A 12,148-nucleotide genomic window follows, 5' to 3' on the forward strand; every position below is an offset into this window, starting at 1 on the left:
AGATCCAGATCCGGACCCGGCCGATGCGCCGGTTACGGCATATCGCTGGCCGGGTCGACGATCAATTCCAGGGGATAGTGCCCGTTGTAAACCAGTCCGTGCTGGTTCCATACGACATCCTCGGGGCGCGGCTGGATATTGCCGGCAGTGTCCTTGGCGCGCGTCATGATCCGGTAATACCCCGGCTGTACGTTCCGCCAGGGCAGCTCGAAACGTACCCACATATGGGGCTCGGGCGTGGTGAGGAGCTTCGCCTCGTGCCACGGAATCACCGTGGTCCACTCCCCGGGTCTGACGAGTTTCTCCACGGTGACGTCGACGCGATCGATGGCCCCGGAGCCGGACCAGGCGCGGCCGTACAGCGTGTGATCGCCTGGCGTGAGAGTGCGTTCGGGGTCGTGCTCGACGGCGCTGCGCACGGGGCCGACGGTGGGGCGGACCGGGGTGGGATAGCCGGGTCCGGTCAGCACCTGGTTCCGCGCCGGCCCCGTTACCGGAATGCTCCGCTTCGACACCTGGATCTCACCCAGCCATTTGACCATGTGGTTGGCGGACCAGCCGGAGAACAGGACGCGCAGCGGATAACCGTGGTCGACGGGCAGAGTGGTCCCATTCATGCGATACACCAGCAGCGTGTCGTCCTTGAGCGCCTCCTCGGCGCGGACGACCTGTGAGTAGGGGGCCGTGCCGCCCGGATAGCCGGGACCGGAGATTCGGTCGAGGCCGATGAACTTCACCTCCACCGCACCGTGGACCCCGGCCGCGGCCAGCACATCCTTGGCCCGCACCCCCGCCCACTCAGCCGCGGTCACGGCGCCGAAGTGCCACTGGGTGAACCCTTCCGGCAGCCACCGACCGCCGCTCCCGGAGGGCGGGAGCTTGGGAAAGAAAGACGCGCAGTTGGCACCGCAGTCGAGGGTGCGGCGCAAGGCCACCCGCGGCATCGCCAACAAGTCGGCGTAGCTGAACGACCGGGGACGGGTGAGCGCGTCCCCGGTGAGTTTCAGCCGCCACGTATCGATGTCGATGGCGGGCGGCTTCGCCCGATTGTGGATATAGGACCGGTCATTCGGGATCGTATCCCCGTACGGCTGAGCCGGACCGCCGAAGACTGCGGCCCCGGCCGGACCCCACTTCATCTCATACGAGCCATTTTCGCGGCGGACGAAATATCGCGATGGCGTCGACTGGTTTACGAATTCATCTTTCTCGGACGAGGGTGGTGCGAGTTCCCTGGAAGGCTTCGATGCGCCGAGTTTGACGTAGGGCACCGCACTGACCGCGGCAGCTCCCGCCGCCCAGAACTCCAGGACCTTGCGGCGGGAATGCCGGAGCGCGGGCGGTAATTCCATCGCACCGTCGTCATTCCTGTCCGGCCGGTCATTCGCTGTCATAGGTCTGCCCTCACGCGCAGAATGGCTGCGGATTTCTTGCAGTGATTCCTATTGGCCTGGCGGTAGAACGGAGTGTATGTCGGCAACTGTGTACACGCATGTCGTGCGCCGCGTCCGGCCTGGCCGAGGTCCTGTGCGGAAAGTCCGCTGCCCCGGTGTGTCGCACCGGGGCAGCGGACTCTCCTGGCGCGGCGTCGGCGGGACGAGTCGGCGCCGGGGCGGTCAGCCGGACACGCCGCGGCGGACCGGCCGCGCCCGGCGGGCTTCAGTGACGGGTTGCGGTGTGTCAGGTGTGGCTGCGGGCCAGTTCCGGCCCGTGCTGTGGTGTGTGGTCGCGCCGGGGGAGCAGCAGCGGGGTCGCCAGCAGGAACACCCCGGCCAGGCCGATGGCCGTACGCGGGCCGAGCAGGCCGCCCAGCACGCCCCAGCCGGCCGTCAGCAGCGCGGTCGTGGCCTTGGTCGTCACCGCCCAGGCGGACAGGGTGCGGGTGACCCGGTCGGTCGCGGTGCGCTCCAGGCGGTAGGTGGTGTAGACGGGGTTGAAGACCCCGCAGCAGAAGATGAGCCCGAGTTCGACACCCATCACCAGCAGCAGCCCGCCGGTGCCCGGCCCCAGGAAGGCCAGGCCGACGGGCCAGATCGCGCGCAGCGTCCCGGACCCGACCAGGACCCGGTGCTGCCCGAACCGGGTGACGAGCGGTCGGGCCAGCCGCGAGCCGAGCAGCCCGCCGACCGAGGGGACGGCGAAGGCGAGGCCGTACTGCCACGGGGCGAATCCGAAGCGGTCGAGCATCAGGACGGCCAGCAGCGGCTGGGCGGCCATCACCAGGCCGTTGAACAAGGCGGTGTTGAAGAACAGCGGCCGCAGCGCCGCGTCGGCGAGGAGGTGGCGCCAGCCGTCGAGCAGGTCCCGGGCCCGCATGCGCGGGGCCTCCCGGGGCTCGGGCCGCGGCTCGGGCCCGCCCGTCGCGCGGATGCCCAGGGCCGAGAGCAGGTAGCTGACCGCGTCGGCCACCACCGTCGCCACCGGGCCGAGGAGCCCGATCGCGGCGCCGCCCAGCGGCGGTCCGATGATCGTGGTCGTCCAGGCGGTGGACTCGAACCGGGCGTTGGCGACGAGCAGGTCCCCGCCCGGCAGCAGCGTCTTCAGGTACGCGCCGGAAGCGGCGCGGAAGGTGATGTCGGCCGCCGCGACGACGACCGAGACCAGCAGGAGCTGAAGGAAGGTGAGCACGCCGAGCGCGAACGCGGCGGGGATCGTCAGCAGCGCCACGCACCGCACCAGGTCCATCGCGATCAGCACCGGCCGCTTGCGGCGGAACTCCACCCACGGGCCGAGCGGCACCGCCACGGCCGCGCCCACCGCGGCCCCCACCGAGGAGAGCGCGGCGACCTCGGCCGGTCCGGAGTGCAGCACCCGGATGGCGATCAGCGGGAGCGCGCCGAAGGCGAGCCAGGTGCCGAGCGCGCTGGTCCCGTACGCCCCCCACAGCCACCCGAACCGCCACCCCAGCCGCTGCCCGAGCAGCTGTCCCAGCCGGTGCCCGCTCTTCATGCCCGCCGCCCCCTCGCCACTCACCCGCACAACCGATCCGCGATCGGAAGCATCAAAGCGAGCGCCGCACCCGGGGATCAAACAACCGCGGGACCGCCTCGCCACAACCAATCGTTGTACGCGTAGGGTGCCGGCATGGACCTCGACACCGTCCGGACCTTCGTCGCCGCCGCCGACGCGGGACAGTTCCAGGAGGCCGCCGCCGAGCTGGCCGTCACCCAGCAGGCCGTCTCCAAGCGCATCGCCGCACTGGAGCGCAGCCTCGGGGTGCGGCTGTTCACCCGCACCCCGCGCGGCGCCGAGCTCACCATCGACGGGCAGGCACTGCTGCCCCACGCGCGCGAGCTGCTGCGCGTCGCCGAGCGCGCGGTCGCGTCCGTGCGCACCGGCCGCCGTCCGCTACGCGTCGACGTGATCGCCTCGCGCACCGCGCAGTCGGGCCTGATGCGCGGCTTCCACCGCGCACACCCCGACATCGACCTCGACGTGGTGATGCTGTTCGACGTCGAGACGGCCGTCGCCGCCATCCGCTCCGGTGAGATCGACGCGTCCTTCCGCGCCGTCGCCGCGCCCGGCCGGCCCCTTCCCGAGGACATCGAGTCCGTCCGGGTGCTCGACGAGCCGCTCCAGCTCCTCACCGGCCCCGCCCACGCGCTGGCGGGCGCCCGGTCGGTGCCCCTCGCCCAGCTCGCCGGGCACCGGATCTGGATGCCCGGCGTCGTCCCGGGCACCGAGTGGGCCGCCTACTACGACGACCTCGTCGCCGAGTTCGGCCTCACCATCGAGGCGACCGGCCCCAACTTCGGCTCCGACGCACTCCTCGACACCGTCGCCGACACCCCGGCCCTGGCCACCTTCATGGGCGAGCACTCCCGCCTCGTCTGGCCCGCCGGCCACGGTCTGCGCCGCATCCCGGTGACCGGTCCGACGCCCGTCTACCCGCACTCACTCCTCTGGCACCGCGACAACCCCCACCCGGCGCTGGCCACCCTCCGCGCCCACCTCGCCGCCACGGCGCCCGGCCACAACGCCCCCGGGACCTGGGTGCCGCGCTGGGTGATCCCGCGCTGAACGCCACCGCGTCCGCGAGCACCGTGGCCGGGCCGACGGACGGTGGCCCGGGGACCGACGTGGCCATCGGCCCACGTCGGCGAACTCCGGGGCGGGGTCACCGAGGAAACGCCGCCCGGAGATTCTCCGGCTCCGCGCCGTCCGGGCCCGCGCCTCGACCGTCGTGACCACGAGGTCTCCGACGCGCAGCCCCGCGCCTCGGGGCCGACCCCCACCCGTCTCAGCTCGTCACGGGATATCGAGCAGGACCTTCCCGACCACGCCCTGTTCGAGCGCGGCGTGGGCGTCAGCGGCGCGCTCCAGCGGGAAGCGGTGCAACGGCAGTCCGGCCTCCTCGCCCACGCGCAGCGCGCCCGCGCGCACGGCTGCCGTGACGTCGGTGAGCGCCTGCCGCTTCGCCGCAGGCGGCACGGTGTAGACGAAGACGCTCTGCCAGCGCAGGTTCGACGACAGTGTGGCGAGTACCGGGACGGACAGCCGCTCGTCCTCGCCGCCCGAGTAGTAGGCCACCACGGCTCCCTGGGCGGCTACCGCGATGTCGAGAGCCGTATTGGTGCCCGGTGCGACCTCCACCACGATGTCGACACCCTCGGGGGCGAACGCCAGGATTTCGGCGGCGGCGTCCTGCGTACGGTAGTCGACCACCCGGTGGGCACCGGCCGCACGCGCCAGCGCGGCCTTGGCGGGGCCGCTGACCGTGGTGACGACACGCGCTCCGGCCCAGCGGGCGAGTTGGACGGCCGCGTTGCCGACCGCACCGGCGCCGCCCGCCACCAGCACGGTGGTGCCCCGCAGGGTCCCGGGCGCGATACGCCCCGGTCCACCGTCCTGAACGGTCAGCGCGCGGTGGGCGGTCAGGGCCGGGACGCCCAGGGCGGCGCCGAGTTCGAACGGAGCGTGGTCGGGCAGGGCGACCGCGTGCTCGTCGGGGACGAGCGTGTACTGCTGCGCCGTTCCCCAGGGCCGCTGCCACGCGGCCTCCCAGATCCACACCCGCTGTCCGACCCGCGCCAGGTCGACCTGCGGACCGACGGCGTCGATCACCCCGGCGCCGTCCTGGTGGGGCACCTGCTCGTGCATGCCCGGCGGCAGCGCGCGCCTGCGGCTGCGCCAGTCGGTCGGGTTGACCCCCGAGACGTGCACACGGACTCGTACCTCGCCGGGGCCGGGCTCGGGCACCGGACGCTCGACGAGCCGGAGGACCTCGGGCCCGCCGGCAGCCGTCCGGATGACGGACTTCATCTCCCACCCATCCTTCGCTCGCCCCTGGAAAAGCCGGCGCACGGAGAGAACGCCGCTGCGCAGGGGATGCCCTCTGAACTCCCTCACGGAGCGGGGTATTCCGGGAGTCCCGGCGAGCGGTGCCGGGGTTTCGGCACCGGCGGGTCGTAGAAGGCCGGCTGCCGGCGCGGCGCGCCGTCTCCTGCGCGCGACCGCGGCGGACCGAGTGGAGACCGGCGTCGGCGCACGGGCGGCAATCTCGAAGCTGCCCCGCAACTCGGCGTGACATGGGTGCGCGACCTCTCGCCGTCCACGGCCTCGCCGAAGTCCTGCCCTGCCGCAAGAGGCTTGCCGGGCTGCCGGGCTGCCGGGCTCGCCGTGTGAGGCATCCTCGGAGGCGGGGAGGCCGCCGGACGCTCACCGGTCGACCGCGGCAAGCAGGGCCTGAAGCGCTCGGGCATGACGGATGGATACGGCATTCCGCTGGGCCGTGTCCTGGCCGGTGCCAACCGCCATGACTCTCCGCTGCTCGCCCCGACTCTGGACCGTCTGGAGAGCCTCGGCCCGTTGCCCGACACCATCACCGTGCACCTGGACGCCGGCTACGACTCGGACACCACTCGCGCTCTGCTCAGCGAACGCGGTCTGCATGGACGCATCGCGCACAAGGGGGAGAAGGCGCCCATTCAGGCCAGTCGGCGTTGGCACGTCGAACGCACTCACGCGTGGCAGAACGCCTTTTGCCGTCTCGCCCGGTGCTATGAGCGTCGCGTCCCTGTCATTGATGCCTTCTTCGGCCTCGCCGACACGATCACCGCCGGGCGCAGCCTGATCCGGCGGTCCTGGACAACTCACCGCTGGGGCGAACGCCCGAACCGCCGACCGTGATCCTTCGGCCCCGCTCCGGTCACTTCGGCAGATCGGCGGAGAGGAAGGGAGCAAGGAGCGCGAACAATGCGTCGGGGCGGTCCAGAGGGATGATGTGGCCGCAGTCCTGGAGATGGTGTCCGACCAGGTCATCGGCGATGGGACGGAGTTGGCGTTCGAGCCCGGTGCCGACGGGGTGAGAGCCGACGGCCATGGTGGGCATGGTCAGCCGAGCCGTCGCGACGGCGTCCTGGATCTGCTGCGCGCTGGTGGGCAGGGCCCGGTAATAGGAGAACGCGCAGCGCAGGGCCTCGCTCCCGGTGTACGCGTGGACGAAGGCCGCACGGACGTCGTCGGGGACTCCTCGCCCGAGCGTCCCCGAGTCGAGGAACCAGTCGATGTACGGGGCCTCGTTGCCGACCAGGACGGTCTCGGCGAGGCCGGGGACGGCGTGGAAGCCGAACCACCACGGGGCACCGCCCGCGACGACGTGTTCTGCTCCGGGCAGGCGGCCGAGCAGTGCCTCCATCACGACCAGGCGCCGGACGAGGCCGGGCCGGCGCAGCGCGAGCAGGACGGCGGGGGCGGTGCCCGCGTCGATGCCGACCACCGCTGCCGAGGGCTCGCCGAGTGCGTCGAGCAACCCTTCGGCGTCGGCGGCGAGGGTGCCTGCGTCGTAACCCTCGACGGCACGTGCACTGGCACCGAAGCCTCGAAGATCCGGGGCGATGACCCGGTACCGCCCGGCCAGTCGGCCCATGATGCCGCTCCAGAGTTGCCAGGTGTGCGGGAAGCCGTGCAGCAGGAGAACCGCAGGTCCGTCCCCCGCGATTGCGACGTTGAGTTGGACGCCGTTCGTCACGATGCGGCGCAGGTGGTGTGCGGCGGTTACGGGCATGATGGCTCCTCCGGCTGGTTACCATTGGTGACCACAGAACGATAGGTAACTGTCCGGCCGCTTCCAAGACGGCACTTTCAGGGAAGGTGGTGAGCCACAGGTGACCACCCGAGGACCCCGGGCCGCCGGTCATGGGGTACGCGGCGATCTGTTCGATCCCCACTGCCCGACGCGGCAGTTGCTGGACCGCATCGGTACGAAGTGGACGTCCATGGCCGTCAAGACGCTCGCCGATGCCGCACCCGACGAGGTGCGCTTCGCAGAGCTGAGACGCCGGATGCCCGGCGTCTCGCAGAAGATGCTGTCCGTGACGCTGCGAAGCCTGACCCGCGACGGACTGGTGGCGCGCCGGGTCGAACCCACCGTGCCGCCGCGGGTCTTCTACCGACTCACCGGACTCGGGCTGTCCCTGGAAGCCGCGCTTGCGGGGCTGCGGACCTGGGCCGAGGAGCACATGGCCGAGATCGACCGCGCCAACGAAGCCAACAGCCAGGAGGTCGATGAGGGATAGGCAGGCCGGCTCCGCGCTCAGTACTGGCGGCTCGGGTACTCGATGTAGCCGGCTTCGCCGCCCTGGTACCACGTAGGAGATGGAGGGGTTGTCGTCGGCGCGGTGGCTGGTGACGAAAGGAGCCGGTGAGGGACGGCGGGGAGATGGTGTTCGAGGACGGCATCTCCCGGTTCTGCCCTGAGCAATCCAAGATCCTGAAGTCGCCGTCGAGGGCACCTGTCTGCGGTGCCTCTTATTCATTTCTTAGAACCAAGCTCTACCGTCGGGGCCTGGCCTTTGAGCGCAACTCCGCTGATTGCAGCCTGAGTTGACCTCGATTCGTCAGTCGGGTCTGTTCTCCATCAGTTCGGTCCGGAGACTGTGGGTTTCTCGCTGTGGGGCGTCGGTGGTCTGTCCGGTTGCCTTGCGAGGGCCGCATGTTTCCGGTGTCGTACCGCGTTTCCCGGAAAGGGGAAATTTCCATGAACGGTGTCAGGCATGCCGTGGTAGGGGCGGGTGTCCTCATGGCCGTGCTGGGGGCGCAGGCATCCGTGCCCGCCCTCGCCGCCGAGGCGCCCAGGCCACCGGCCCGGACGTCCGGCAATCCCGCCGACGGTCTGTACATGTCGATCGGTGACCTTGAGGACGCCATGGACGGCAGCAATCCAGACGTGCGGAAGATGATCGACCGTCGTGACATTTCCACTGTGCAGGTGGTGGTGCCGTGGGTCGGGCTGGAGAAGGAGAAGGGTACGTACCGGTGGGGGCGGATCGATGCCGCGCTCCGCTACCTCGGAGAACGCCACAAGAAGCTGTACGTCCAGGTGCAGGACCGCTTCTTCGAGACGACCCCCGAGCAGGCCGGCCTTCCCGATTACGTGAAGAAGAACGGTGGGGTGGTGAAGACGTCCGATGACCACCCGGGCTCCGACCCCGGCGCCGCCGGAGCCATGGCAGCGCAGTGGAAGGGCGATGTGCGGAAGAGCTTTCAGAACCTGCTGAAAGCCATGGCGGATCAGTTCGCGGGGAAGCTGGCCGGAGTGAACCTTCCGGAGACCTCGGCCGAGGTACCCGAGGAGGAGCAGAAGCGCACCGGCTTTACCGCCGAGAAGTACTTCCAGGCCGAACGCGCCAACATGCTGTACGGGAAGAAAGTCTTCAGCCGGCACAACAGCGACACCCAGTTCATCCAGTACGCCAATTTCTGGCCGATGGACAAGGACGAGGAAGCCCGCTGCGCGGATGACGAGACCCAGTGCGCGGACGAGCAGCGCATGGAGGAGATCGTCAGGCTCGCCGCGGAAAACCAGATCGGGATCGGAGGGCCGGACATCCTGCCGGACAGGTACTACCCGACGCAGAAGTCCTACCAATTCATCGAGAAGTACAAGAAGCAGCTCCCGATCGTCGCCATGGCGGTCCAGGAACCCACCCTCAAGTACGAGGACCCCAAGAACCCGGGCCACCTCTACACCCGGGAACGATTCACCGACTTCGCGCGGGACACGCTCGGCGTACGTGTCATCTTCTGGACCGTCGAGGCGGACTGGCTGAAGAAGCCCGCGATGTGACAGGGCATGACAGGACGTGGCAGGACGGACCAGATGGAGCCCCGGTATCAGCCGGTAGGGCGTGAGCTGCGATCGCCGTATGCGGGGCCGGCGGTGGCTGCGTGACAGTACGTGGATGCCCCGTCGGAGGGTTTCCGGCGGGGCGTCCGAACGGGTTCGCCGAAACGGGCTGAGCGTGCGGGGTGGAGGCAGTGGGAAACGTCAGGGGCGCGTCGGCTACCGGTGGAGCTGGCCCGTGACGAGCGACATGGCCAGGAGGATGGCGCTGCCCCACGAGATGAGGAGCAGAATGCCGCCCCAGAACGGGCTGTCGCTCGTGACTTTCCATCCCGCGAGGTGGCGTCGTGCGCGTCGCCGCTTTCCGGTCACCCCCATTTGCCGGTCCCGGTACGGATCTTGTGGTCTGTCTTCCGTTTCTCTTCCTTCAGCTTGTCGCTCAGGTCCTTGGTGCTTCCTTTTTCTTTTTCCCTTTTTTCTGGCATTGCAGTACCTAACTGCTATGTGGGTTGCCGACTTGCCCCCGCTGTCCCCCCATAGGCACTTCTCTGTTCGGCGCCGTCCGGCTGGAGGGTTTTCGGACCATCAGCCGGACGGCCCTCCCTTTCCCTGTATCTCTCCCCGGGGAAAGGGGCCTCGCGGCCAGGATTCCGATCGATCGACCGGTCGTGAGGCGGCTGAAGGGCTAGCGCGGTTTCGCGTTCGCGCTTGCCTGCTTGTGGAGCTTCCGTATCGCGGCGAACTGCCGCTTCTCTCGGACGGTCGCCAGCCTGAGACGCGTGTACTTCCGGCGCCACCGCCACCCGGAGGGACGTTCAAGAAGAATGTCCGAACCCTGCACGGCGACCGCGACGGCGGGTACGTCGAAGTCCTGGTCGTAGACGATGGATTGGACGGGAACGTCCTCCGCTTTGCCGAACACGGAGGCGTAGGCGGTCGCCCGTCGGGGCGCGGTCCTAGGGGGCGCCATGTCGGGACACCTCCCGCAAGGCGCTCGCCAGGCGGTGCGCTGTCTCGACGTTGCACCGGCCGAGGTCCACGAGCGCGACCGTCCGGCCCGCGCAGGTCGCGATGTCGGTGGTGAGGGACGGCAGGGTGATGCCGGCGTCCCGGAGTGCGGCGGCGAGGCCGTCGCGTGCCTCCTGGGCTTCCTTGGCGACCTGCCGCCAGTCGTCTTTGCTCTGCGGCTCTTCTGTCAGCACGGGGTTACCTCCGTCATACGGTGGACCGCCCGGTCACTGCCGACGCCGTATCGCGCGGCGGCTGCCGCACGTCCGGGCCGGGCGGCGGGCGCCCCGTCGGGTCGATGACGACCGCCGGGGTCACGAGCATCCGGCGCAACGCGTGCTCCGTCCGGAGGGGGAGGGGCCGTGTCGGCTCCGCGAACTCGGTCGGCACCCGGTGCGGCAGGCGCCAGACGGTGTGCGCGGCGCGGGCGTTCCCTTCAGGCACGGCCACTCCTCTCCGTAGCGGTTCCGCTACCGGATGCGCTCAGCGTGGCCTAGAGTCAGGAACCATTCAACGTGTCGGTTGCGAAGGAAAGGCAGGTCATCACGCCTTGAACCGCAAGGAGTTGAACCCTGAGAGCAGCCCGGAGGCGGCGTTCGGGGCGCGTTTACGCAGATCACGCGAAGAACACGGCTGGAAGCAGGAGGACTTGGCGGCTCGGATGGGCTATTCGAGCACGCATATCTCAGCGGTGGAAACTGGTCGGAAGGTGCCGACTCTCCGCTTTTCGCGCAGTGCTGATCTTGCCTTCGGCATGAGTGACACCGCTGACACGTTCGAACGCGAGTGGCGCGAGATTCGGCACGGCAGCCTGTTGGAGGGCTTTCCCGAGTACGTGGGGTACGAGGGCCGTGCGGTCGAGATCCGGCTGTACGAAGTGGGCGTGATCCCTGGTTTGCTCCAGACGCCGGAGTACGCGGCACTTATCGAGGAGAGTGGCGTCAAGCGCGGAGCGATCACGCCCGAGCAGGCAAACGAGCGGGTGATGCTCGCTGCGGAGCGGCAAGCCGCGCTCACCCGGGCGCGTCCACCATTGATCTTTGCGGTGCTGGACGAAAGCTGTATCCGTCGACCCATCGGTGAACCAGACGTCATGGGTGCACAGTTGAGACGGCTGGTCGAGTTCGCCGAACTGCCGAACACCGTGCTTCAAGTCGCGGAGTTCACCATGGGGACCCGTCGCCCGTTCAACCTGCCGATCACCGTGCTCACGATGCCGGATCGGTCGCTCATGTCGTACGCCGAGTCCGCCCAGCGGGGGTTCCTTGAGCGGGAGAGTACGTCGGTAGTTCCGATACTCACGGCATACCATCAGCTGCAAGCCGAAGCGCTCTCTCAGGCGGCATCCGTGGACATGATCAATCAGGTACGAAAGGGCACCCTGTGACGACCACGACCGAATCCCCTCGTTGGTTCAAGTCTTCCTACAGCGGCAACGGCGGCCAGTGCGTCGAGGTCGCCGCCAACCTTGCCGCCTCGTGTGGCATCGTCCCCGTCCGTGACAGCAAGAACCCGGGCGGTCCGGTTCTGGACTTCTCCGCCGACGCGTTCGCCTCCTTCGTGGAGTGCGTGAAGGCGGACGAGCTGTCCGCGTAGCCGCTGCTCGTCCCTCCGGCTTCCCGGCGGAGGGGTGGCACCCAGGCCCCGTTGCCCGCAAGGGTGGCGGGGCGCTGTCGTTCGAGGTTCTGGGCACCCTGCTGTGGACGCTCTGCCGCCGCTGTTCGTACTCCCCGCACTGCCGATCGCCCGGAAACCGCCTCCGTAGTGCCCTTGTCGACCGCCTACCATCGGTTGCAAGCCGAAGCACACTCCCAGACGGCATCCGTGGTCGTGTCCGAGCAGTTGGGAAAGGGGCACCTCGTGAAGACCGAATCCCCTCGTTGGTTCAAGTCTTCCTACAGCGACAACGGCGGCGCCTGCGTCGAGATCGCCGCCAACCTTGCCGCCTCACGCGGCACCGTCCCCGTCCGTGACAGCAAGAACCCGGGCGGTCCGGTTCTGGACTTCTCCGCCGACGCGTTCGCCTCCTTCGTGGAGTGCGTGAAGACGGACGAGCTGTCCGCGTAACCGCCGTTT

At 69.3% G+C, this 12,148-nt stretch carries 13 protein-coding genes and 1 pseudogene; 7 read left to right on the plus strand and 7 right to left on the minus strand.

Features of this window, described 5'->3' with window-relative positions; all coding sequences use genetic code 11:
- Positions 1-32: 32 nt before the first annotated feature.
- Both ACLJWH_RS32870 and ACLJWH_RS32875 read right to left on the minus strand, forming a co-directional pair.
- The gene (locus ACLJWH_RS32870) at positions 33-1,394 is read right to left on the minus strand and encodes a molybdopterin-dependent oxidoreductase (protein ID WP_411145423.1); all 1,362 of its coding nucleotides are present in this window, start codon (positions 1,392-1,394) and stop codon (positions 33-35) included.
- A gap of 286 nt (positions 1,395-1,680) precedes the next feature.
- Complete coding sequence (locus ACLJWH_RS32875; protein ID WP_411145424.1) at positions 1,681-2,949, minus strand: MFS transporter; 1,269 nt, start codon at positions 2,947-2,949, stop codon at positions 1,681-1,683.
- A 135-nt stretch (positions 2,950-3,084) separates the two neighbouring features.
- On the opposite strand from ACLJWH_RS32875, the gene ACLJWH_RS32880 reads away from it, so the two are divergent.
- Positions 3,085-4,020, plus strand: coding sequence for a LysR family transcriptional regulator (locus ACLJWH_RS32880; protein ID WP_411145425.1), 936 nt, complete (start codon positions 3,085-3,087; stop codon positions 4,018-4,020).
- Positions 4,021-4,248: 228 nt separating this feature from the next.
- Here the strand turns inward: ACLJWH_RS32880 and ACLJWH_RS32885 are convergent, their stop codons facing one another.
- Complete coding sequence (locus ACLJWH_RS32885) at positions 4,249-5,262, minus strand: NADPH:quinone reductase (RefSeq protein WP_411145426.1); 1,014 nt, start codon at positions 5,260-5,262, stop codon at positions 4,249-4,251.
- A 375-nt stretch (positions 5,263-5,637) separates the two neighbouring features.
- Here ACLJWH_RS32885 and ACLJWH_RS32890 point away from each other — a divergent pair.
- A pseudogene (locus tag ACLJWH_RS32890) lies at positions 5,638-6,129 on the plus strand (transposase); the annotation flags it as partial.
- Positions 6,130-6,148: 19 nt separating this feature from the next.
- On the opposite strand, the gene ACLJWH_RS32895 reads toward ACLJWH_RS32890, so the two are convergent.
- Complete coding sequence (locus tag ACLJWH_RS32895; RefSeq protein ID WP_411145427.1) at positions 6,149-7,006, minus strand: alpha/beta fold hydrolase; 858 nt, start codon at positions 7,004-7,006, stop codon at positions 6,149-6,151.
- Between the two features lie 100 nt (positions 7,007-7,106).
- Between ACLJWH_RS32895 and ACLJWH_RS32900 the strand changes: the two genes are divergently transcribed.
- Both ACLJWH_RS32900 and ACLJWH_RS32905 read left to right on the plus strand, forming a co-directional pair.
- Positions 7,107-7,517 (plus strand): winged helix-turn-helix transcriptional regulator, encoded by a 411-nt coding sequence (locus ACLJWH_RS32900; RefSeq protein ID WP_411145428.1) that lies wholly within the window; start codon positions 7,107-7,109, stop codon positions 7,515-7,517.
- Positions 7,518-7,978: 461 nt separating this feature from the next.
- Positions 7,979-9,067, plus strand: coding sequence for a hypothetical protein (locus ACLJWH_RS32905; protein ID WP_411145429.1), 1,089 nt, complete (start codon positions 7,979-7,981; stop codon positions 9,065-9,067).
- Between the two features lie 682 nt (positions 9,068-9,749).
- Here ACLJWH_RS32905 and ACLJWH_RS32910 read toward each other — a convergent pair.
- From ACLJWH_RS32910 to ACLJWH_RS32920, 3 genes are read right to left on the minus strand one after another with little or no spacing between them, the layout of a single operon-like run.
- Complete coding sequence (locus ACLJWH_RS32910) at positions 9,750-10,034, minus strand: hypothetical protein (protein ID WP_411145430.1); 285 nt, start codon at positions 10,032-10,034, stop codon at positions 9,750-9,752.
- Positions 10,021-10,266: a hypothetical protein gene (locus ACLJWH_RS32915; protein ID WP_411145431.1), complete on the minus strand. Its 246-nt coding sequence runs from the start codon at positions 10,264-10,266 to the stop codon at positions 10,021-10,023. Before ACLJWH_RS32915 ends, ACLJWH_RS32910 begins: the two co-directional genes overlap by 14 nt.
- Positions 10,267-10,279: 13 nt before the next feature.
- Positions 10,280-10,516 (minus strand): hypothetical protein, encoded by a 237-nt coding sequence (locus ACLJWH_RS32920; protein WP_411145432.1) that lies wholly within the window; start codon positions 10,514-10,516, stop codon positions 10,280-10,282.
- Between the two features lie 106 nt (positions 10,517-10,622).
- Here ACLJWH_RS32920 and ACLJWH_RS32925 point away from each other — a divergent pair, with 106 nt between their 5' ends.
- From ACLJWH_RS32925 to ACLJWH_RS32935, 3 genes are all read left to right on the plus strand, one after another.
- On the plus strand, positions 10,623-11,459 hold the full coding sequence (locus tag ACLJWH_RS32925) for a helix-turn-helix domain-containing protein (RefSeq protein WP_411145433.1): 837 nt from the start codon (positions 10,623-10,625) through the stop codon (positions 11,457-11,459).
- Positions 11,456-11,668, plus strand: a complete 213-nt coding sequence (locus tag ACLJWH_RS32930; RefSeq protein WP_411145434.1) for a DUF397 domain-containing protein — start codon at positions 11,456-11,458, stop codon at positions 11,666-11,668. Before ACLJWH_RS32925 ends, ACLJWH_RS32930 begins: the two co-directional genes overlap by 4 nt.
- Before the next feature lie 264 nt (positions 11,669-11,932).
- Positions 11,933-12,139, plus strand: a complete 207-nt coding sequence (locus ACLJWH_RS32935) for a DUF397 domain-containing protein (protein ID WP_411145435.1) — start codon at positions 11,933-11,935, stop codon at positions 12,137-12,139.
- The last annotated feature ends 9 nt before the right edge of the window (positions 12,140-12,148 follow it).

It is taken from the genome of Streptomyces sp. x-80, from assembly GCF_046549095.1.
Lineage (GTDB): Bacteria > Actinomycetota > Actinomycetes > Streptomycetales > Streptomycetaceae > Streptomyces > Streptomyces celluloflavus.